General features: G+C 73.5%; 21 protein-coding genes. 6 read left to right on the top strand and 15 right to left on the bottom strand.

Features of this window, described 5'->3' with window-relative positions; genetic code table 11:
* Positions 1–10: 10 nt before the first annotated feature.
* The 3 genes from ACFYM0_RS22890 to ACFYM0_RS22880 form a co-directional block, all read right to left on the bottom strand.
* On the bottom strand, positions 11–1,195 hold the full coding sequence (locus ACFYM0_RS22890; RefSeq protein WP_388504146.1) for an AAA family ATPase: 1,185 nt from the start codon (positions 1,193–1,195) through the stop codon (positions 11–13).
* A 100-nt stretch (positions 1,196–1,295) separates the two neighbouring features.
* Entirely contained in the window at positions 1,296–1,961 is a 666-nt protein-coding gene (locus ACFYM0_RS22885) for an acetate uptake transporter (RefSeq protein ID WP_388504143.1), read from the bottom strand.
* Positions 1,958–3,061 (bottom strand): DUF3533 domain-containing protein, encoded by a 1,104-nt coding sequence (locus ACFYM0_RS22880; RefSeq protein WP_388504141.1) that lies wholly within the window; start codon positions 3,059–3,061, stop codon positions 1,958–1,960. Before ACFYM0_RS22880 ends, ACFYM0_RS22885 begins: the two co-directional genes overlap by 4 nt.
* A 232-nt stretch (positions 3,062–3,293) precedes the next feature.
* On the opposite strand from ACFYM0_RS22880, the gene ACFYM0_RS22875 reads away from it, so the two are divergent.
* Positions 3,294–4,154: an alpha/beta fold hydrolase gene (locus ACFYM0_RS22875; protein WP_327251976.1), complete on the top strand. Its 861-nt coding sequence runs from the start codon at positions 3,294–3,296 to the stop codon at positions 4,152–4,154.
* A gap of 84 nt (positions 4,155–4,238) precedes the next feature.
* Here the strand turns inward: ACFYM0_RS22875 and ACFYM0_RS22870 are convergent, their stop codons facing one another.
* From ACFYM0_RS22870 to ACFYM0_RS22860, 3 genes are all read right to left on the bottom strand, one after another.
* The gene (locus ACFYM0_RS22870; RefSeq protein WP_388504139.1) at positions 4,239–5,273 is read right to left on the bottom strand and encodes a lytic polysaccharide monooxygenase; all 1,035 of its coding nucleotides are present in this window, start codon (positions 5,271–5,273) and stop codon (positions 4,239–4,241) included.
* A gap of 262 nt (positions 5,274–5,535) precedes the next feature.
* Positions 5,536–6,018 carry a DUF402 domain-containing protein gene (locus ACFYM0_RS22865; protein WP_388504137.1) on the bottom strand — a complete coding sequence of 161 codons (483 nt, stop codon included), beginning with the start codon at positions 6,016–6,018 and terminating at the stop codon, positions 5,536–5,538.
* 29 nt (positions 6,019–6,047) lie between these two features.
* The gene (locus ACFYM0_RS22860; protein WP_388504135.1) at positions 6,048–6,995 is read right to left on the bottom strand and encodes a GNAT family N-acetyltransferase; all 948 of its coding nucleotides are present in this window, start codon (positions 6,993–6,995) and stop codon (positions 6,048–6,050) included.
* Positions 6,996–7,067: 72 nt separating this feature from the next.
* Here ACFYM0_RS22860 and ACFYM0_RS22855 point away from each other — a divergent pair, with 72 nt between their 5' ends.
* Positions 7,068–7,460 (top strand): GntR family transcriptional regulator, encoded by a 393-nt coding sequence (locus ACFYM0_RS22855; RefSeq protein ID WP_388504133.1) that lies wholly within the window; start codon positions 7,068–7,070, stop codon positions 7,458–7,460.
* Between the two features lie 97 nt (positions 7,461–7,557).
* Here ACFYM0_RS22855 and ACFYM0_RS22850 read toward each other — a convergent pair whose 3' ends face one another.
* Complete coding sequence (locus tag ACFYM0_RS22850; protein WP_388504130.1) at positions 7,558–8,100, bottom strand: FABP family protein; 543 nt, start codon at positions 8,098–8,100, stop codon at positions 7,558–7,560.
* Positions 8,101–8,208: 108 nt separating this feature from the next.
* Positions 8,209–9,309: a DUF5925 domain-containing protein gene (locus ACFYM0_RS22845; protein ID WP_388504128.1), complete on the bottom strand. Its 1,101-nt coding sequence runs from the start codon at positions 9,307–9,309 to the stop codon at positions 8,209–8,211.
* 218 nt (positions 9,310–9,527) lie between these two features.
* Between ACFYM0_RS22845 and ACFYM0_RS22840 the strand changes: the two genes are divergently transcribed.
* On the top strand, positions 9,528–10,328 hold the full coding sequence (locus ACFYM0_RS22840) for an SGNH/GDSL hydrolase family protein (RefSeq protein ID WP_388504271.1): 801 nt from the start codon (positions 9,528–9,530) through the stop codon (positions 10,326–10,328).
* A 4-nt stretch (positions 10,329–10,332) separates the two neighbouring features.
* Here ACFYM0_RS22840 and ACFYM0_RS22835 read toward each other — a convergent pair whose 3' ends face one another.
* The gene (locus ACFYM0_RS22835) at positions 10,333–12,000 is read right to left on the bottom strand and encodes a serine/threonine-protein kinase (protein WP_388504126.1); all 1,668 of its coding nucleotides are present in this window, start codon (positions 11,998–12,000) and stop codon (positions 10,333–10,335) included.
* Between the two features lie 299 nt (positions 12,001–12,299).
* Here ACFYM0_RS22835 and ACFYM0_RS22830 point away from each other — a divergent pair, with 299 nt between their 5' ends.
* Positions 12,300–12,569, top strand: a complete 270-nt coding sequence (locus tag ACFYM0_RS22830) for a hypothetical protein (protein ID WP_030720225.1) — start codon at positions 12,300–12,302, stop codon at positions 12,567–12,569.
* 60 nt (positions 12,570–12,629) lie between these two features.
* Here the strand turns inward: ACFYM0_RS22830 and ACFYM0_RS22825 are convergent, their stop codons facing one another.
* The 3 genes from ACFYM0_RS22825 to ACFYM0_RS22815 form a co-directional block, all read right to left on the bottom strand.
* On the bottom strand, positions 12,630–13,850 hold the full coding sequence (locus ACFYM0_RS22825; RefSeq protein WP_388504123.1) for a CaiB/BaiF CoA transferase family protein: 1,221 nt from the start codon (positions 13,848–13,850) through the stop codon (positions 12,630–12,632).
* Positions 13,851–13,982: 132 nt separating this feature from the next.
* Complete coding sequence (locus tag ACFYM0_RS22820) at positions 13,983–14,771, bottom strand: ABC transporter permease (RefSeq protein WP_388504120.1); 789 nt, start codon at positions 14,769–14,771, stop codon at positions 13,983–13,985.
* On the bottom strand, positions 14,768–15,757 hold the full coding sequence (locus tag ACFYM0_RS22815; RefSeq protein ID WP_388504118.1) for an ATP-binding cassette domain-containing protein: 990 nt from the start codon (positions 15,755–15,757) through the stop codon (positions 14,768–14,770). Before ACFYM0_RS22815 ends, ACFYM0_RS22820 begins: the two co-directional genes overlap by 4 nt.
* A gap of 69 nt (positions 15,758–15,826) precedes the next feature.
* Between ACFYM0_RS22815 and ACFYM0_RS22810 the strand changes: the two genes are divergently transcribed.
* On the top strand, positions 15,827–16,552 hold the full coding sequence (locus tag ACFYM0_RS22810; protein WP_388504116.1) for a TetR/AcrR family transcriptional regulator: 726 nt from the start codon (positions 15,827–15,829) through the stop codon (positions 16,550–16,552).
* Positions 16,553–17,013: 461 nt separating this feature from the next.
* Here the strand turns inward: ACFYM0_RS22810 and ACFYM0_RS22805 are convergent, their stop codons facing one another.
* Complete coding sequence (locus tag ACFYM0_RS22805) at positions 17,014–18,180, bottom strand: type ISP restriction/modification enzyme (RefSeq protein WP_388504268.1); 1,167 nt, start codon at positions 18,178–18,180, stop codon at positions 17,014–17,016.
* A gap of 172 nt (positions 18,181–18,352) precedes the next feature.
* Here ACFYM0_RS22805 and ACFYM0_RS22800 point away from each other — a divergent pair, with 172 nt between their 5' ends.
* Positions 18,353–18,514, top strand: coding sequence for a hypothetical protein (locus ACFYM0_RS22800; protein WP_388504114.1), 162 nt, complete (start codon positions 18,353–18,355; stop codon positions 18,512–18,514).
* Between the two features lie 103 nt (positions 18,515–18,617).
* Here the strand turns inward: ACFYM0_RS22800 and ACFYM0_RS22795 are convergent, their stop codons facing one another.
* Positions 18,618–19,418, bottom strand: coding sequence for a GntR family transcriptional regulator (locus ACFYM0_RS22795; RefSeq protein ID WP_388504111.1), 801 nt, complete (start codon positions 19,416–19,418; stop codon positions 18,618–18,620).
* A gap of 10 nt (positions 19,419–19,428) precedes the next feature.
* A complete protein-coding gene (gene hmgA / locus ACFYM0_RS22790; RefSeq protein WP_388504108.1) occupies positions 19,429–20,751 on the bottom strand; it encodes a homogentisate 1,2-dioxygenase in 1,323 nt (440 codons plus the stop codon).
* Positions 20,752–20,852: the final 101 nt, after the last annotated feature.

The raw sequence follows: 20,852 nt of genomic DNA, 5'->3' as shown, positions 1-20,852 counted from the left end.
GGACCGGCGGCTACCGCTTCGGCCAGTACCAGAGGGGTTCGTCCAGGGGACCCTCGCGGCCGGCCACCTCGGTCTGGCCGAAGTCCTTGACCAGGGTGATCGTCCGCAGGTCCACGCGGTGCCGGCGGACGCCCGCGGCCAGGGCTTCCGCCAGCGGGGCGGCGTGCGTGACCACCACCGTCTGCGTGTCCCGGGCCACCGTCAGGATCAGGTCCGCGAGGGGGCCCAGCAGGTCGGGGTGGAGGCTGGTCTCCGGCTCGTTGAGCACCATCAGGGCCGGCGGGCGCGGGGTCAGCAGGGCGGCCGTCCACAGCAGGTAGCGCAGCGTCCCGTCGGAGAGTTCCGCCGCGCCCAGCGGGCGCAGCAGCCCGTGCTGGTGCAGCTCCAGCTCGAAGCGGCCGTCCCGTTCCGAGACCGCCACCCGGCTGCCCGGGAAGGCCGCCTCGACGGCCGCGTCCAGCGCCGCGTGGTCGCCGGTCTCCCGGATCGTCTGGAGCGCGGCCGGCAGGTCGGAGCCGTCCGCGGCGAGGACCGGCGTACGGGTCCCGACGCGCGGGGTGCGGGCCGGGGCGTCGGCGTCCGTGCGGACGTGGTCGTAGAACCGCCAGGAGCGGATCCGTTCGCGCAGGGCCAGCAGGTCGGGGGCCAGCTGCGGGTCCGCGAGTTCGCTGAGCATGGAGTCGTACGGGCGCAGGGCCCCCTGGGTGCGGTGCCAGCCGCCGTCCGCGGTCCGGGTGCGCACGGCGGGTCCTGAGCGGTCCGAGAGCAGGGCGGCGGGGCGCAGCACCGGTCCGGCCCAGGTGCACTCCCGTTTGATCTCGGGGTCCAAGCCGAAGAGCGAGCCGCGGACGGGTGCGGGATGGCCGAAGTCCACCGCGTAGCCGAACTCGTCCCCGGCGAAGCCGAGCCGCAGGCTCACCGGTTCGGAGCGGACGGTCGGCTCGACCGCGTACCGGCCCTCGCGCACCGCCCGCCCGGTCTTCTCCGGACCGGCCCACAGGGTGGAGGGAAGCCCGCCCTCCCGGGCCAGGGCCGCGATCGCACCGCCCCGCGCGGAGTCGGCCAGCAGCCGCAGGGACCGGTAGAGGCTGGACTTGCCCGTGCCGTTGGCGCCCGTCACCACGGTGAGCCGGCCGAGGGGGACGACGAGCCGGCGCAGGGAGCGGTAGTTCTCCACCGCGAGGGTCGTGATCACGTCGTGCCCGTGCGGCGGCCGTGCTCGTGCGCCCGCCGTGCCGCGCGGCGGCTGTTCTCGTGCCCCCGCCGTGCCGTGCGGCGGCCGTGCCGTGGGGCGGTCATGCCTCCGGGTGCTCCTCGGGGGCGAGGAAGCGGCCCATCGGCAGCACCTGGCGGCCCCAGGTGCTCGCCATGATCTGCCCGGCGAGCAGGTACGTGGCTCCGAGCGCGGCCAGCAGGCCGCTCCAGCCGGTGATCCGGTTCCAGACCACGGAGCCGGTGAACCCGCTGACCGTCATGGCCACGAAGACCACCAGCACGCACGTGAAGGTGGACAGCAGCACCAGGTGGATCCGCCAGCTGCCGATCCACAGCACGAACACCACGAACACCCACGGCAGCGTGAACAGACCGCTCACGTCCCCGCGCAGCGCCGGATCGGTGGCCGGCAGCACCCACTGGAGCAGGAGGGCCTTGGACATCCAGAACAGCCCGAAGCCGCCGAAGACGGTGGCGTGCCAGGTGTCGCCGCGCTGCGCCTGGAAGAGCCCGGCCAGCAGCTGGGCGAGCCCGCCGATGAAGAAGCCGACCAGCGGCAGCACGGAGTGGCTGAGCTTCTCGGGGAAGATGCCGGCGTCGATGCCGGTGGCGATGGTGGTGACGACGATGAAGCCGGTGAGGCCGAGGGGGCCCAGCTGCGCCTGCGCGCTGGGCTCCATCCGCTTGACGGAGACGGCCTGTTCGGCCGGCCCCATCCGGTTGCGGACCTGGATCGGGTTGTTCATCGCACGGCTTCCCGCTCCGGCAGGGCGTCCGGCCCCTCGGGGAGCCCGCTGCCCACCGCCGCGCCCGCCTTGCCCCTGCGGCCCGCCGCACAGGCCAGCGTGATCGCCGAGCCGAGCACCGCCCAGCCGCTCAGGACCAGCAGCGGCCCGGTGATGTCATTGCCCTTGAAGTACGCGATCGAGCGCCCGGCGTACGTGCCCGCGCCCGGCGGCAGCCACGGGCCGATGGCCTTCCAGAACGGCGGCAGCAGCGGGTACGGGTAGGCGCCGCCCGCGCTCGGGTTGCCGAGCACCACCACCAGCAGGATCGCCAGGCCGATGCCGACCACGCCCGCGAGGCCCTGGAAGGCCAGGGTGATCGCCCCGACCGCGAAGACCACGAGGGAGCCGAGTCCCCACAGGCCCCAGATGCTGCCGGGCAGCGCACCCAGGATCGGGTCCGCGATGACCGCGCCGAGGAGTCCGGCCGCGACGGCGTACACGAAGAGCGCGCCGAGCCGGATGACGGCGCGGTGCACGTTCGCGGGCCGGGCGCCCGCGCTGATCGCGAGGATCGCCGCACACAGGTAGCCGCCCACGCACCAGCCCACGACCAGGTAGAACGAGCTCAGGCCGCGCCCGTCGCCGGCGGCCACGGGAGCCACGTCCACGACGCGCACGGTGCGGCCCTGGGTCTTCTCGACGAGGCCGACGACCTCCTCCAGTGCCTGCGACAGGGAGGCCCCGGCGCCGCTCGCCACCAGCAGCTTGTCGGTCTTGCCGGCCGGGTCGACGATCAGCGCGCCGTCCACGTCCCGGTTCTGGATCTGCCGGAGCGCCGTCGCCTCGTCCTGCACGGCACGGGGGTCGAGCGGCTTGCCCGGCAGCGCGGAGAGCTGTTTCGCCGTCTGTTCGGCGATCGGCGCGGCCGGCGCGGCCACCGCGATGGGGATCTCGCTGGGCTTGGGGTGATGGAAGGCCCCGATGTACGAGGTGATGAAGGCGAGCTGGAGCGCCAGTACGCCCAGGACCAGGAGAGCGGCCCGGGTGGTGACGGCGTCCTTGATCTCGGCGAGGAGGCCGCCGGACTGCCCTGGGTCTGTGTGGGTGGACTGGGTCATGTCTCACACGCTCGGCCTACCGGGCGCCGGGCGCAGCAGGGGAGGGCCGAACGGATGACGGCCGTCGGAGCGGACCGTGGAGTTTTTACCGCCGCGTAACTTCCCAGTTTTGCTACTCGCCCGTAATTTAGCGGCTGCAGCACCCCCTTGTGATCCGGATCACGGGATGCACCCCCACGTACTTCCCGCGCCATCCCTCGTTACTCCCCTTGAGCCGCAAGGAGATCACACGATGCTGCCCTGGAGACGCCTGCTCCGCCCGCTGGCCGTCCTCACCCTGACCGCCGCCGCACTCGTCGCCCCCACCGGAGCGGCCCAGGCCGCCTCGGCGCCGAGCAGCGGCTGGAACAACTGGTCCTGCAAACCGTCCGCCGCCCACCCCCGGCCCGTCGTCCTGGTCCACGGAACCTTCGGGAACTCCGTCGACAACTGGCTCGGCTTCGCCCCGTACCTCGTCCACCGGGGCTACTGCGTCTACTCCCTCGACTACGGGCAGCTGCCCGGCGTCCCCTTCTTCAACGGGCTCGGGCCCATCGAAGCGTCCGCCGGGCAGCTCGACGTCTTCGTCGACAAGGTGCTCGCCTCCACGGGAGCGGCCGAGACGGACATCGTCGGCCACTCCCAGGGCGGCATGATGCCGCGCTACTACCTGAAGTTCCTCGGCGGCGCCGCCAAGGTCAACGCCCTGGTCGGACTCGCCCCCGACAACCACGGGACGACCCTGCTCGGCCTCACCAAGCTCCTCCCGTACTTCCCCGGGGCCGGAGACCTGATCAGCGAGGCCACCCCGGGCCTCGCCGACCAGATCGCCGGATCGCCCTTCCAGAACAAGCTGAACGCGGGCGGGGACACCGTCCCCGGAGTCGCGTACACGGTGATCGCCACCCGCTACGACGAGGTGGTCACCCCGTACCGGAGCCAGTTCCTCACCGGGCCGAACGTCCGCAACGTGCTGCTCCAGGACCTGTGCGCGGTGGACCTCTCGGAGCACGTGGCCATCGGGCTCACCGACCGGATCGCCTGGCACGAGGCGGTCAACGCCCTCGACCCGGCGCACGCCGACCGGACCACCTGCGCGTCGGTCTTCTCCTGACGGCGGCGGGCGGCCCGCGGTGCGGGCCGCCCGTCCGTCACCGCTCGGCCCCGTCCGCCACCGGTCGGCCCAGGTCGGCCCAGGTCAGCGGCCGTGGCGGCCCGGGGTCGCACGGCGGCGCGCCAGCCCGAACAGCACGGCCGCACCCATGGCCAGGACGCCGGCCCCGCCGATGGCGATCACCGGCGTGGCGCTGCTGCCGCCGGTCTCCGCGAGACCGGTCCCGCTCTGGGAGGGGATCGGGGACGGGGAGCCGCCGCCGTTCGTCTTGGGGTCGTTGTCCCCGTGGCCGCTGTGCTCCACCGTGGACTTCGAGGCGCCCTGGGAGATCTGCTCGTCGGTGGGGGCCGAGGGGATCTCCGAGGGGAGCTTGGACGGCCGCCCCGAGGGCACGGAAGTCGGCTTCGTGCTGGGCTTCGAGGTCGGCTTGGCCGTGGGCCGGCCCCCGCCGCCACCGGTACCGCCGGTGCCGCCCCCGCCGTTGTCCTTGCCGAAGACCACGTCCGAGCAGGTGTAGAAGGCCTCCGGGCTGTCCGAGCGCTGCCAGACGCTGTAGATCAAGTGCCGGCCGGTCTTCTTCGGGACCGTGCCGGAGAAGACGTAGTCGCCGCCCTGCATGCCCGGGTCGGTGACCTTCGCGAAGGGCGCCGCCTCCAGGTCGGACCACTTCAGCGGCTTCGACGGGTCGTAGCCGTCCTTCGTCACGTACAGCTCGAAGGAGCCCTTGTGCGGGGCGGTCCCCTTGTAGCGGAAGGTGTGCGCGCCCGCGGACATCGGGCTCGCCGGCCAGTCGGCGCGCGCCAGGTCCAGCCCCTTGTACTTGTCGTTGCCCGCCGAGCACAGCTGCCCGTCCGGGATCAGCGCCTTGCTCTGACCGGCGGCGTTGGCGATGTTCACCGCGTTCCAGTCGTAGAACGCCTGCGCCCCGCTCGCCGACACCGCCGCCTTGCAGGCCGCCGACTTGGGGGACTCCGGCCCCTCCGCGTAGCACGCCGCCACCCGGCTGACCGGGTCCGTCATCGAACCGTGGGCGGCCGCGGGAACGGCGGCGTACGCGGCCACCGCGAGCGGGGCGAGGCCGGCGGCGGCGATGCGGGCGACGGTACGGCGTGCGGGCATGGTGGATCTCCTCTGGGCACGGCACAGGGCTGCGCGAGTCGTGGGTGCGCCGGAAGGCCGAGGCTGGGCGGCGCCGCCCCTCACGGGTGCGCGGCGCCGCCTCCGGCCCTCCCTGGCCCAGCCAAACTAACCGCCCGAACCCCGCGTTCCACCGGGTTCGGGCCCCTGGAGCCGATCCTTAGGGCGCAGTTAAGGAGCCACTAAGCGGGACCTACAGATAGCGTGCCCGGCAGCGTGTGGCCGCCGCCGGGCCGCTCCCGGATCAGGACAGCAGGGCTCCCAGGCCGGCGGCCGAACGGGCCTGGGCGTCCAGGGCGTCGAGGGCCCGTACCGCTTCGGCGGCCGCTTCGGGGTCGGTGTCGCGGAGCCCGCTCTCGGCGAACTCGTCCTCGTCGAGCCGCAGTACCGAGCTTCCGTCGGCCGACACCCACAGGTCGAGGTCCAGGTCTTCGATCAGGATCACCCCGTCCCGCACCGACGCCGGGCGGGTGACGTCGCAGTACCAGCCCTTGAGGTCGCCCTCGCCCGTCCGCACCTCCTTGACCGCGTACCAGCGGTCGCGCCAGAAGTGCTCGGTGAACACGTCGCCCGGCTCGAAGCGGACGAAGCCGAAGTCCCGTACCCCGGGGGCCGCCCAGGGCGCCTGTACGGTGATCCGGGTGCCCGTGTCGGCCACCAGCTCGGCCGGGTAACTGATCTTCGTACGGCCCGCCTTGGTGAGGGTGACGGTCAGCTGCGCGGTCATCGGAGGGTCTCCAGCTCTCTCGGTTCGGTTCAATTGTCCGATGCGGGAAGGTGCTTGGCGAAGCGGGTCTCGGTCGCGCAGACCTCGTACCCGAACCGGCTGTTGATCGCGAGCATCGGGGCGTTGCCGGTGTCGTTGCCGGTGCACGCCTCCGTGTAGCCCGCGGCGCGGGCCCGCAGCAGGGAGTCGGTCTTGGCCGTCCGGGCCAGCCCCAGCCCGCGGTACGGGCGCAGGGTGCCGGTCATCGCGGAGGAGTAGCGGGTGCCTCCGTCGGTGTGGGCGGCGGTGAAGGCGGCCACCTTGCCGTCGACCAGGACCACGGTGGTGAGGTCCAGGTCGAGGTAGGGGTGGTTCCAGGTGTGCCGCAGCCAGTCCTCGTAGTCGTCGAAGTCCTGTGGCACGTCGCCCGGTTCGTCGGAGCTCGCCGCCGCGTCGGCCTCGAAGAGCGGCCGCGGATCGGCGGCGAAATCCGAGCCGGCGCGCAGTTCGGTCCCGGCCGGCAGGCTCCCGGGGAGGGCGGGCAGCGCGGCCGTGGTGAGGTCCAGGCGCAGGAAGTGCGCGGAGCGGGAGGGGCGGTAGCCGTGCCGCTCGGCGAAGGCGCGGTGCGCCGGCTCGTCGAGGACCCAGGCGTACGCGTCCTTCGCGCGCTCGGCTCCCAGATGCTCCTCGGCCGCGCCCAGCAGGGCGGCCCCGGCCCCGAGCCCGCGGTGGGCGGGGTCGACATAGGCGTTGACGAATCCCTGGCCGGGTTCGGGGCTGTCGTAGACGATGCCGACCTGGGCGGTGCCGACGACGAGGCCGTCGGTGTTCTCGGCGACGAGGAGGCGGTAGCGCTTGTCGGGGTGGGCGGAGGCCAGTTCGAAGGCCACCCCGCGGGCGGTGCTGATCATGAAGGGGAGGGCGGCGCGGCGCACCCGCACGACGGACTCGGCGTCGGCCGGGTCGTTCGGGCGCAGATCTCTGATGGTTGTGATCACGTGTGCGACGGTATGGGCGGCCGGGTGTCGGGCGCCTGCGAATTTCCCGGGGAATGGGGGACAATCGGCCGCGTGACCTCGACTTCCCCGCACCTGAAGATCCGCATCGACGGCGCGGCGGGCGCCGCCGCCCCGTACGAGCAGTTGCGCGCCCAGATCGCCGCCGGGGCGCGGGCGGGCCGGCTGCCCGCCGGGTTCAAACTGCCGACGGTCCGCGGGCTGGCGGAGGAACTGGGGCTGGCGGCGAACACGGTCGCGAAGGCGTACCGGACGCTGGAGTCGGACGGCGTGATCGAGACGCGCGGCCGGGCCGGCAGCTTCGTGGCGGCGTCCGGTGACGGTCCCGCCCGCGAGGCGGCCACCGCCGCGCAGGCCTACGCGGAGCGGGCGCGGCGGCTGGGCCTGACCTTCGAAGAGGCGACCGCGGCGGCGCTGGACGCGCTGCGCGCGAGGTACGCGGACTGACGGCCGGACCGACGGCCGGGACTGACGGCCGGACCGACGGCAGCGGGCGGGAGGGCCGGACGGCGCCCCTGCGGCCCGGTGCGACGGCGCCCGCCGGTCAGTCCTTGCGCGGGAACAGCCGGGCCTGGAGGTGGTGCTGCATGGGCTGGCCCACGGCGGCCATCTCCTGCACGATCGTCAACCCGCCCTCCTCGAGCGCGTACCGGCGCTTCATGCCGGTGACCTCCTTGGCGCGCGGGGTCAGCCCCACCGTGTCGGTGGCCATCTTGATCTCCGTACCGGAGACCTGGCCGACGTACGTCTCGACGATGCCCGTCGGGTGGGCGAGCGTGACCTCGACCGAGGCGTCCGGGAGGATGCGCCACCACCCGGTCTCCCGCCCCGCGGGGCGCAGGGCCGTGCCCGAGCCGTCGATCAGCCAGGCGCGGGACTCGTAGCAGAGGAAGGGCCGGCCGTCGTGGCTGAAGGTGATCTCCTGCTCGTACCGGAACCCGTGCTCCAGCGTCGGGTACTCGCCGCTGCCCCGGCCGTGCCAGCGTCCGATGAGGCCGAGCACCGGCTGGAGCTGCGGGTGCGGCTCGGGGCCCTCGCCGAGGACGTGGCTGTCGGGGAAGGGGTTGACCTGCGCCGGTTCGAGCACGGTGGGTTCTCCTGTTCGTGGTTCCCCCGAGGGTGCCTGCGGCCGGTGGGGGCCTTCGGCCGTCCCTCATTGTCGTCGCCGTGCGCGCCGCACCCGGACCCGCCGCACCTACAGGTACATCCCCGCCTCCGTGTCGTGGCCCTGCGGCGGAAGCAGGGCGGCGGGGCCCGAGCCGCCGCGGCGCAGGGCGTAGAGCTCCGCGAGCGTCGCGCCCTCGCGGGAGATGCCCTCGTCGGTGCCGAGCCAGTCCACCGCCTCGCGGTGGGTCAGCCGGCCGATCTCGATGCGGGCGAGGCAGCGCCCCGGCCGCACCACCGCCGGGTGGAGCCGTTCCAGGTCCTCGTTGGTGGTGACGCCCACCAGGACGTTGCGGCCCTGGCCGAGGAGGCCGTCGGTGAGGTTCAGCAGCCGTGACAGCGCCTGCCCGGCGGTGTGCCGGGCCTCGCCGCGGATCAACTCGTCGCAGTCCTCGAGCAGCAGCAGCCGCCAGCGGCTCTTCGCGGTGCCCTCGTCCTCGCCGATCGCGATGTCCATCAGGTAGCCGATGTCGTTGAACAGCCGCTCCGGGTCCAGTACGCAGTCCACCTGGCACCAGTCCCGCCAGGACCGGGCGAGCGTGCGCAGGGCGGAGGTCTTCCCGGTGCCCGGAGGGCCGTGCAGCAGGAGCAGCCGGCCGGCGATGTCGTCCGGGGTGACCTTCATCAGCCGGTCCATCGCCCCGGCCACCGGAGCCGTGTAGTTGGGCCGCACCTCTTCCCAGGTGCCGGCCGCGATCTGCCGGGTCGTGCGGTAGGGGCCGCGGCGCGGGGAGACGTACCAGAACCCCATCGCGACGTTTTCCGGCTGCGGTTCGGGCTCGTCCTGCACGCCCTCCGTGGCCTCGCCGAGCACCCCGGCGGCGAGTTCCTCGCTGACCGCCGTCACCGTCACGTCGGCGCCCCGGCTCCAGCGGGAGACGAGCATGGTCCAGCCCTCGCCCTCGGCGAGCGTCGCGCTGCGGTCGCTGTCGCGGGCGGAGCGCAACACCGTTGCTCCGGACGGCAGCAGGGTGGCTCCCGGCTTGACGCGGTCGATCGACACGCTGTGTGAGTGGGGCTGCTCGCCGGACGCGAAGCGGCCGAGGAACAGCGCGTCGACGACGTCCGACGGGGAGTCGCTGTCGTCGACGTTGAGCCGGATCGGCAGTGCGTCTTGAGGGTTGGCTGGCATGGCGCCCATGATCCGGCACGAACTGGCCTCATGCACCCGTGTTTCGCTGGATCGAGTGGCGGGATTCCCTCTTCAAACGCCGTGCGGGTGAAGATTCGCGCCGCATGTCTGCCCCGAACATTCTTGGCATGGACACTTCCAACGGACCTCGGCTCCTTGTACCACGGACTCAGGAGTAACTCCGGAGTAACCCCCCACGAGGAGCCGCACACATGAGCATGAGAATGCCTCGTTTCGCCGCCTTGGCCTCTGCCCTGTTACTCGCCGCGGGCGCGGCCCTGTTCGGAGCCGGCCAGGCGACCGCCGCCGCCGACTTCGGCTACGTCGCCCTCGGCGACTCGTACTCCTCCGGCGTCGGCGCCGGCAACTACGACAGCGCCAGCGGGAACTGCAAGCGCACCACCCGCGCCTACCCGGCCCTCTGGGCCGCCGCACACTCCCCCCAGACCTTCTCCTTCGCCGCCTGCTCGGGTGCTCGTACGGGTGATGTGATGAGCGGTCAGCTCGCACCGCTGAACGCGGGCACCGACCTCGTCAGCATCACCATCGGCGGCAACGACGCCGGGTTCTCCGACGTCATGACCACCTGTGTCCTCCAGTCCGAAGCCACCTGCGTGAGCCGGGTCAACCAGGCCAAGGCCTACGTCGACTCCACCCTCCCCGGCCAGCTCGACACGGTCTACAACGCCATCCACAGCCGTTCCCCGGGCGCCCGCGTGGTCGTCCTCGGCTATCCCCGCTTCTACAAGCTGAACGGCAATTGCGTGGCCGGGCTGTCGGAGGGCGAGCGCACGGCCATCAACGGCGCCTCCGACCACCTCAACGCCGCCATCGCCAAACGCGCCGCCGACCACGGCTTCGCCTTCGCCTCGGTCGCCGGTGCCTTCACCGGGCACGAGATCTGCTCCGGCAGCGAGTGGCTGCACAGCCTCAACTGGCTGAACATCGGCGAGTCCTACCACCCGACCGCCGCCGGACAGTCCGGCGGCTACCTGCCCGTCTTCACCAGCGCCGCCTGACGCGTCACGGACCGGCCGTCGGACCCGGGTTCGGTGACGGGGAAGCGGTCGGTCCGGAAGGACCCGGGGAGGAGGCCCCGTCCGTCGGGGTCTCCTCCTCGCACGTCACCGAGAACTCCAGCCAGGCCGAAGCCACCTCCGACGGCGCCCGGACCTCCAGCCGCACCGCGTCCTCGAAGGTCGTGTCCGGGTGGTGCGTCAGCTCCGTGTGGTCCAGCCGTACGGACCCCGGTCCGCCCGCCGGATACGCGAGGGTCCGCCAGCCGGGGCCGGAAGTCTCCCCGCTGCGCGTGGCCCACCGGTACTCCACCACCGCCGGGGTCCGGTCCACCGCCACGGTGGCGGTGAAGGCGGGGGCCTCGGCGGCGGGCGCCGGGCACGAGCCCCGGTAGGTGTCCCGGAGGGCCTGGACGGCGGACACGGTGATGCCCGGCGGCGGCGTGGCCGAAGGGGAGGGGGAGGAGGAGGGTGAGGGCGAAGGTGACGCGCTCGGCGTGGGGGTCGGAGAAGGCGAGGCGCTCTGCGTGACGGTCGGGGCGGTCGTCGCCCCGTCTCCGCCGTCCCCGCCCGTGTCGCGGTCCTTCAGCAGCAGCCATCCCAGCAGCACCACCACCGCGAGCATCACCACGATCCCGCCGGCCAGCACCGCCCCGGCCCCGTTCCGCTCGGGCTCCGGGGGATGGGCGGGCGCCGGCCCGGTCCCGGGCGCCGGCAGCGGCGGCGTGGGGTGGCCGTACCGGTGCTGCATCACGGAGGTCGGGCCGTCCGTCCCCGCCGCGGGACCGGCCGCCGGACCCGCCGTCGGCCCGCTAGAGGTGCGTACGGTCGTCCCGCCCGCGCCGACGATGCGCAGCATCCGGGCCGCCTCCGCCGCGGACAGCCGCTCCTCGGGATCCTTGACCAGCAGTCCCTCCAGGACGGGCGCCAGCGGACCGGCCCGCAGCGGCAGCGGGAAGTCCTCCTCCACCACCGCCCGCAGCGTGGCCACCGGGGACTCCCGGTGGAAGGGAGACACCCCCTCCACGGCCAGGTACAGGGTCACCCCGAGCGCCCACAGGTCCGACGCCGGGCCCGGTTCCTGCCCCAACGCCCGCTCGGGAGGCAGGAATTCGGGGGATCCGACCACCTCGCCGGTCATGGTGATGGCGCTGGATCCCTCCAGGCTGGCGATCCCGAAGTCGCCGAGCACCACCCGGCCGTCGTTGGCGATCAGCACATTGCCCGGTTTGACGTCCCGGTGCAGCACCCCCGCCTCGTGCGCGGAGCGCAGTGCGGCCAGCACCTGTTCGCCGATGTGGGCGGTCCGCTGCGGGGTGAGCGGGCCATCGCCCTCCAGGACCTCCGCGAGGGAGAGTCCCCGTACGATCTCCATGACGATCCAGGGCCGGCCGTCCTCGGTCGCCACGTCGTAGACGGTGACCACGCCCCGGTGCGAGACGCGGGCCGCGGCCCAGGCCTCCCGCTCCAGCCGCCGGTACATCCGGGTCACCTCGGCCTCGTCCATGCCGGCCGGTGCGCGCACTTCCTTGATGGCGACCTCGCGCCCCAGGACCTCGTCCCGGGCCCGCCACACCATGCCCATCCCGCCGCGGCCGAGCGGGCCCAGCAGGCGGTAGCGTCCGGCGATGACGCGATCGCCGGCGCCGTCCCCGTTCGACGCGGACTCAGTCACCGAAAGCCTCATTCACGCGCGCCCCCAAGAGCGTTACCGGACGATCACTCCAAGTTAGCGCAGAGCGTGCGCCGTGGCTCCGGTCGCGACAGGAGTCACGCAGTCGGCGCCGATGCGGTTCCATGTCCCGCACGCCCCGCCGGATTTCGCGGAGAGTGACGATCGACTCCGCTGAGTAACCGTCAACTCCCGCTCGCCACACGGGCAATTCACACCACCGGGATACCCGTGCACGACGTGGGGACGATAGGGTTACCCTGCCCGGTGGGCCGGGTGCCCTCGTACGGGTGGGGAGAGACATGGAACAGATAGCAATGCGCAGCAGGCCGCCTCGCGTGCCTGCCATCACTTGCGGGAGCGGTGCGACCAGTTCGCGCCTCGACCGCCATCTCGCCGTGCTGGGCGGTCCCGCCGTCCCGCACCGCGAGACCGCCGAGGCGACGCTGCTCATGCGTGAGCTCACCTCGCGCGACCACACGCACCGGCTGCGGAGCCGGAGCGCGCGCGTATCGCTCTTCGCGCCGCTGCGGAGGCTGCGGCGCACCCTCTTCGGCAGCCGCCGTTCGTAGGCGTTCCCGCTTCCGTCCCCGCAGCGCCGCTTCGTCCCCGGCCCGGTCGACCCTGCCCAGTCAGCGAACCACACCGTCCCGGCGCAGTGCCGTGATCTGTTCGCCCGTCATCCCCAGGGCGTGCAGCAGGGCTTCGGTGTGTTCACCGAGCGCGGGCACCGCACCCATGTGCGGTGCCGCGCCGCCGGGCAGCCCGATCGGCGGCAGCAGGGCCCGCAGCGGGCCCGCAGGCGAGCCCACCTCCCGCCAGCGGTCCCGGGCCTCCAGCTGCGGGTGCGCGGCGAGCTGTGCCACCGAGTTCAGCCGCGCGCAGGCGATGCCCGCGGCCTCCAGCCGCTCGATCGCCGCGTCCGCGCCGAGCCGGCCCAGGGCTTCGGCGACCACCGCGTCGGTCTTCTCCCGGTTCGCCGTGCGCGCGGCGTTCGTCGCGTAATCCGGATCCTCGGCCAACTCCGGGCGCTCCAGAAGATGTTCGGCAAGCCGCCGCCACTCCCGGTCGTTCTGCACGGACAGCAGGACCCGGTCCCCGTCCGCCGTCGGGTAGGCGTCGTAGGGCGCGATCACGGCGTGCGCCAGGCCCGTCCGCACCGGCTGCTCCCCGCCGTGCATCGTGTGGTGCAGCGGATGCCCCATCCACTCGGCGAGCGCGTCGAGCATCGACACCTCCACCCTGCCTCCGCGCCCGGTGGTCCCGCGCCGCAGCAGGGCCGCGAGCACACCCGAGAAGGCATACATGGCGGCCGCGATGTCCGCCGCCGGAATCCCCGCCTTGACCGGCTGCTCCGGGGTGCCGGTCACCGAGACCAGGCCGGCTTCGCACTGGACCAGCATGTCGTAGGCGCGCTTGTGGGCGTACGGGCCTTCGGGCCCGTAGCCGGAGACGTCCACGGCGACCAGTCGCGGGTAGCGAGTGCACAGCGCGGCCGAGTCGAGCCCGAGCCGGGCGGCGGCTCCCTGGGCGAGGTTCTGCACGAACACGTCGGCCCCCTCGAGCAGCCCGTGCAGGACCTCCAGGCCGCGCGGGTCCTTGAGGTCGAGCGCGATGGACTCCTTCCCCCGGTTGGCCCACACGAAATGCGAGGCGAGGCCGTGCGCGGCGGTGTCGTAGCCGCGCGCGAAGTCGCCCCCGTCGGGCCGCTCGACCTTGATCACCCGGGCGCCGAGGTCGGCGAGCTGACGGGTGGCGAAGGGCGCGGAGACGGCCTGCTCGACGGAGACGACGGTGATCCCGTCGAGGGGGAGGGGCTCGGCGACGGGCGCGCCGTTGGTGTCGGGTTCCATGACGGCCTGCCTACCGGCCCCGGGCTGATCTGTCCACGCTCTCCGGGTCCGGCCTGTCCATCCGTCCGGTCCGGCCGTCCCGTCCGGCCGTCCCGTCCACCCGGCCCGCCCGCCCGCCCGTCCGCCCCGCACTCAGTCGAGGCCGCGCGCGAACCGGCGCGTGGCGGCCGGCACGAAGAGGGCCAGCAGGGCCAGGGACCACAGGAGCGCCCCGGCGATCGGGTGCGCGACCGGCCACGCGGCGCCCGCCGCGGCCTCGCCTCCGGCATTGCCGCACAGGGCGCGCACGGCGGTGGCGACGGCGCTGATCGGATTCCACTCGGCGAGCGTGCGCAGCCATCCGGGCAGCCCGGCCGTCGGCAGGTACGCGCTGGAGAGCATCGGCAGGACGAAGGTGGCGCCGGCGAGCTGCCCCGCCGCCTCCTCGCTCTTGCTCAGCAGGCCGAGGTACGTCCCCACCCATGCGGTGGCGAAGCGGAACAGCAGCAGGACGCCGAAGGCCCCGAGTGCCCCCGGGAGCCCGTTCTCCGCCCGCCAGCCCATGGCCAGCCCCACCAGGATCAGCGGCACCATCGAGATGCCGGTCGTCACCAGATCCGCCGCGGTCTGTCCGAGCGGCACCGCGCTGCGGCTCATCGGCAGGGTCCGGAAACGGTCCATCACTCCGCGGTGCGCGTCCTGCGAGGCAGTGAACATGCCGGCCATCAGTCCGTTGGCGGCGGTGGCGGCGAGCAGTCCGGGGACCAGGAACTGCCGGTAATCGGAGCCCGGCATGGCGAGCGCGCTGCCGAAGACGTAGCCGAAGAACAGCAGCATGGCGACGGGCATGGTCTGGGTGAGGATGAGCAGGGCCGGGGCGTGCCGGGCCTTTTGCAGCTGGCGGGTGAGGACGGCGCCGCCGTCGGACAGCAGGGTGCTCATGCCGCGTTCTCCTTCGCGTCGCCGGCCGAGGCGGGGCCCTTCGGGGCCGGAGGGGTTCCGACGAGGCGCATGAAGACCTCGTCGAGGGTGGGCGGGCGCAGGCTCGCGTCGGTGACGGCTATGCCGGCCGCGTCGAGCGCCCGGACGATCCGCGGCAGCGTGAGCCCGGGGTCGAGGGCGGTCGCGCCGACGGTGAGGCGCTCCCGGTCGAGGGTGGGCAGACCCCCGGTCAGGTGGTCGAGCACGGCGGCCGCGCCCGCGAGGGCCGCGGCCCCGTCGACGGAAACCTCGGCGTAGGCGCCGATCCGGGCCTTGAGCTCGGCCGGAGTGCCGGTGGCGGCGGCCCGGCCGTGGTCCACGACCACGATGTCGTCGGCGAGCCGGTCTGCTTCTTCCAAGTACTGGGTGGTGAGCAGCACGGTGGTCCCCTCGCGCGCGAGGGTGCGTACGGCCGTCCAGATCTGCTCGCGGGCCGCCGGGTCGAGGCCGGTGGTGGGCTCGTCGAGGAACAGTACGCGGGGCCGGGTGACCAGTCCGGCGGCCAGGTCCAGCCGCCGGCGCATGCCGCCCGACCAGGTGCTCGCCACCCGGTCGCCGGCCTCGGCGAGGCCGAAGGCGTCCAGCAGTTCGCCGGCGCGGTCCCGGGCCGCCCGGCCGCGCAGTCCGGCGAGGCGGGCGAAGAGCCGGAGGTTCTCGGATCCGGTCAAATCGCCGTCGACCGAGGCGTATTGGCCGGTGGCCCCGATGGTCCGGCGGACCGCGGCCGGGTCCCGGGCGACGTCGTGTCCGGCGACGAGGGCGCGGCCGGCGGTGGGCGCGGTGAGGGTGGTGAGGATCCGGACGGCGGTGGTCTTGCCCGCGCCGTTGGGGCCGAGGAGCCCGCAGACGGTGCCCTCCGGGACGGCGAGATCCAGACCGCGCAGGGCGTGGACCTCGCCGTAGCTCTTCTCCAAGCCTTCACTAAGTACGGCGTACGTAGTAGTCATGGGTGCACGCTACCTCACTACGTACGCCGTACGTAACTACGATGGTGGGGATGGACGAGGTGATGAGCGATGACACCCAGCGGCCGCTCCGCTGAACCCGAAGTGATCTGGGCCCGCCCGCCGCGGGCAGGTCGCGGCCCCAGGCCCGCCCACAGCCGCGACTCGATCGCCGCCGAGGCGGTGCGGATCGCCGACGAGGAGGGGATCGACGCCGTCTCCATGCGGCGAGTGGCGGCCGGGATCGGCGCCGGGACCATGTCCCTCTACAACTACGTGCCGCGCAAGGAGGACCTGTACGAGCTGATGGTCGACTCGGTCAGCGGGGAGTACGACCTCACCCGGCCGGCCGGCGACTGGCGGGCCGACCAGCTCGCGCTGGCCCGCCAGACCCGGGCCATCATGCACCGGCACCCCTGGCTGCCCCGGCTGCTGAGCCCCGCCCACGGATTCGGCCCGAACGCCCTGCGGTACCTGGAGCACAGCCTGGCGTGCCTGGCGCCGCTCGACGCTCCGGGCGGCGAGAAGCTGGAATTGATCGCCGCGATCAACGGAACGGTCGCCACGTTCGTGGCGGGCGAACTGGCCCTGGCCGAACGGGCCCGCCAACTCCCCTGGAGCGAGGCCGAAGAACAGGCCGTACGGGCGTCCTGGCTGGGCTCCCGGCTGGCGACGGGGGAGTACCCGCTGCTGGCGGGCGTGCTCGCGACCGCGCCCGGCGTGCCGGGAGAACTGGCAGACCCGGCGGCGGTGTTCGACCGGTCGGTGTCGCGCCTGCTGGGAGCCTGGGACACCTGACCGCGGGCCGTACCGCGGAGCGGGGGCGAACCGAACCCGTCGGCCGTCCGGAGGTTGGTCCATCCAGCCGTCGGGCGTTTGAGATCCGGGGTCGGGGGCGGAGCCCCGGGGGGTCCGGAGCGGAGTCCGGTACCCCTCCAGCCCGTCGGGCGTTTGAGGGCCGGGTTCGGGAGCGGAGCCCCGGGGGGTCCGGGTGCGGCCCGGTGCCCCGCTTTCAGCCCGTCCGGCGTTTGAGGACCGGGTCAGGGCGGAGCCCTGGGAACGGTGGAAGGGCGGGTAGGGGACTCCGCCCCGCAGGGCCGACCCCACACCGCACCGCCGCGCCCGCTCCCGCCCGGGGGCGGCCCACCACGGGACAAGCCCGCCCCTGTGGGGGTCGACTCCGGCGGGCCCGTGCCCAGGCGGGAGGCCCTCCGGCGGGGCCGCGCCCGGAGGGGCCGCCCCTGCGAGGCCCCCGCGCCTCAGAGCAGCGCGAACTGCCCGCCCGGCCCCTCCTCCTGGTGGTCCAGGACCGAGGCCGGCCTCCGGGCCCAGTCGGGCGGCGGCAACACCCCACCCGCACGCAGCTCGTCTGCGGTCAGTGCCGGCCCCACCTCGAACGCGGCCCGCTCCGGCTCCAGTTCGGCCAGCAGCGCCAGGGTCGTCACCAGGGCGAGCAGCTCCGAGGTCCAGCCCTGCGGCCACTCCGCCGGGCCCACCGCGTCGAGTCCCTCCGCCTCCGGGTCCCGGTGCGCGAGCCGTGCGGCGAACCAGGACTCCAGGACGCGGACGCCCTGGACCTCGTACGCCCACGCCCCGGACGGTACGGGCGACACGGTGCCGGCGCCGCCGTCCGCGGCCGCGCCCCCGTCTCCGCCCCCGAGGGTCAGGGTTTCGCTCTCCGGGTCGTACGAGAGCTCCCGCGGCCACGCCGGCAGCGCCGAGCGGACGTACGGCCGGCGTCCGCCGGGCAGCCGGGGAGCCTCGCCGCCGCGGGCCCCGCGCAGCCGGACGGAGAGCAGCCGGTGGCCCAGCTCCAGCCCGGCCCGCCAGCGCGTGGCGTCGGCGGTGAGGGGGACCTCGTACCCCCGGGGGCCGGGGCGGCCGACGGCGAGGATCCAGCAGAGGACGTCCTCGGGGGTGACCCAGGTGCCGTACCACTCGCCGAGCAGGTGCTGCAGCCCGGGGGCGAGATTGGGCTCGGCGCCGCCCGGGCGGCGGTGCAGCGGGCGGATCCGGCCGAGCCGTCCGGCCGGCAGGTGCGCGGTGACCAGCAGCGCCGCCGGCTGCGCGGGCTCCACGACGAACAGCTGGTGTCCGTCCAGCACCCGCCACAGCTCCGGGCGGGCCAGGTCGATGAGCCGCTGGTCGGGCAGCAGCCACTGCTCGTCGAAGGGCTCGCGCAGGATCCGTACGGGGTCGGGGCGCGGCCCGGGAACGTCCGCGAAGCGGGCCGTGGAGCCGGCGCGCTGGCCCGGCAGCGCCGCCGCCCCGGAGCCCGTGGTCCGCGCCCGGGTCGGGCGGAACAACCGCTCCCGCTCGGCGCCCTCGGCGGCGGTCAGGGCGGCCCACCGGGTACGCAGGGTGGCCGGATCGGGGGCCGCGACCCAGGCCCTGCCCAGGCGCAGGGGGCCCACGGCCCAGGGCATCAGATCGTCCAGCAGCGGGTCCCGCGGGGATGCGTCAGCGCTCACCCGGCCGATGGTAGCGACGCCACCCGGTGACCGGGCCGCGTCCAGGCCGGAGAGTTAGGCTCGCTATGGAGGGATCTGCCCGGATCCGCACGGAGCCGGGCCGAACCAGACGACCCGGGAGGCGGACATGAGTCAGTACGACGAGTACTCGACCCCGTCGCAGGCCGAGGGGGAACGGCTCGACGAGGACCTGGACGAAAAGCAGAAGAAGCTCCGCCACGTCCAGACGCAGCGGACCACGCCGTCCCAGGCGGAGGGCGAGCGCGGAGCGGAGGACGACCAGAAGTAGGAAGGCGACCTGAACTGGAGGGCGACCGGAAGCAGAGGGCGACCGAAAGCACAGGGCAGCCGGAAGCGGACGACGGCCGGAAGCGGACGTCGGCGGCCGGAAATCAGTGGGCGTCGACGGTCACGGTGAAGGAGAACCGGTCCCCGCGGTAGCGGATCCGCGCCACGTCCACCACCCGGCCGGAGGCGTCGTACGTGACGCCGGTGTAGTGCAGGATCGGGCTCAGCAAGGGCACTTGGAGCAGATCGGCCGTGAGCGGGTCGGCGAGCCGTGCCTCCACGGTGTCGGTGATCCGGCTGATGTCCACCTTCACGATGTCCCGAAGCACCTTCGTCATCGGCCAACGCTCCAGATCCGCCAGGTCGATGGAGTCGGCGAGCTCCGGACGCACCGCGTTCTCCGCCCAGTTGGTCGGCTCGCCGCTCTCACTGTCGTGTCGGAGCCTGCGGTACGTGACCACCTCGGCGGTGTCCGGGAAGTGCTCCAGAAGCTCCCCGGACACCGCCGTCCGCTCGTGCCCCAGGATCGTCGTGCGGTCACCCGACTGCTGCGCCACGATCGCGTCGACCGAGCCGAGCAGCTGGACCGGGGCCCCGCGCAGCGCCGTCGGCTCGATGAAGGTCCCGCGCCGCCGGTGGCGGCTGATGAGGCCCTCGGTCTCCAGCTCCTTGAGCGCCTGCCGCATGGTCAGCACGCTCACCCCGTAGTGCTCGGCGAGCTGCTCCTCGGTGGGCAGGCGCAGCGAGGCGTCCGCGGTGCGCCCGAGTATGGAGGCGCGCAGCGACTGGGAGACCTGGTACCAGAGCGGGAGCTTCCGGTTCAGTACCAGCGAGTCGGGGGCGAAGGCGGTCACGGGTGGTTCTCCGTAGGACGGGGTGGGCGCGGCGGCGCCGCCGCGCGTCATGCTCGTGATGTTAGGCGCGGAAGTGGCGCTGGAGCCCCTGCCAGACGTCGTCGTATCGGCCCTGGAGGTGGTCGGCGTCGGCCGCCTGGGCGGTCGCGGTGATCGGCCAGCGGGTCTCGAACATGAAGGCCAGGCCGTCGTCGATCTTCTGCGGCTTCAGTTCGGCGGCGCTGGCGCGGTCGAAGGTCTCCCGGTCGGGGCCGTGCGCGGACATCATGTTGTGCAGCGAGCCGCCGCCGGGTACGAAGCCTTCCGCCTTGGCGTCGTAGGCGCCGTCGATGAGACCCATGTACTCGCTCATCACGTTCCGGTGGAAGTAGGGCGGGCGGAAGGTGTCCTCGCCGACCAGCCAGCGCGGCGCGAAGACCACGAAGTCCACGCCCGCCAGGCCCGCCGTGTCGGAGGGCGAGGTCAGCACCGTGAAGATGGACGGGTCGGGGTGGTCGTAGCTGATGGAGCCCAGGACGTTGAAACTGCGCAGGTCGTAGACGTACGGGACGTGCGTGCCGTGCCAGGCGACCACGTCGAGCGGGGAGTGGTCGTAGGTGGCCGTCCAGAGGTTGCCGCAGAACTTGTTGACCACCTCGGTCGGACGCTCGTCGTCCTCGTACGCGGCGACCGGCGCCCGGAAATCGCGGGCGGCGGCGAGCCCGTTGGCGCCGATGGGGCCCAGGTCGGGGAGCTCGAAGGGGCGGCCGTAGTTCTCGCAGACGTATCCGCGGGCGGTCTCGTCCTGGAGCTCCACGCGGAAGCGGACGCCGCGCGGGATCAGCGCCATCTCGCCGGGCCGGGCGCTCAGCAGGCCGAACTCGGTGCGCAGGAGCAGGCCGCCGCGCTCGGGGACGATCAGCAGCTCGCCGTCGGAATCGCTGAACACCCGGTCGGTCATGGAGGCGTTCGCGGAGTAGAGGTGGATGGCCATGCCGGAGCGCTGGGTGGCGTCGCCGTTGCCGCCGAGGGTCCACAGGCCCGCCAGGAAGTCGGTACCGGGGGCCGGGTCGGGCAGCGGGTTCCAGCGAAGCCGGTTCGGGTCGGCCGGGGCCTCCGTGAAGGGCGCGCTGCGCAGGGCGCCGTTTCCGGTCCGGGTGAAGGGCGGGTGCGCGGCCGAGGGGCGGATCCGGTAGAGCCAGGAGCGGCGGTTGTGGGAACGCGGCTCGGTGAACGCGCTGCCGCTCAGCTGCTCCGCGTAGAGGCCGAGGGGGGAGCGCTGAGGAGAGTTCCGGCCGATCGGCAGCGCACCGGGGACCGCCTCCGAGCTGTGCTCATTGCCGAAGCCGGTGAGGTACTCCAGCGCCTCCGCCGTCTTCCTGGCCTGCTCGCTGCCGCCGCTCATTGCACGCTCCCGGTCTGCCGAAGGAATCCTATGCCTGACAGTAGGATTCCTGGGCCCATGCGTCAACGGGGGATTCCGGCCGGTCGGCCGGCAATGCGGGG

The organism is Streptomyces sp. NPDC006487, assembly GCF_042870555.1.
GTDB lineage: Bacteria > Actinomycetota > Actinomycetes > Streptomycetales > Streptomycetaceae > Streptomyces.
This window is presented reverse-complemented; position numbering and strand designations above follow the sequence as displayed.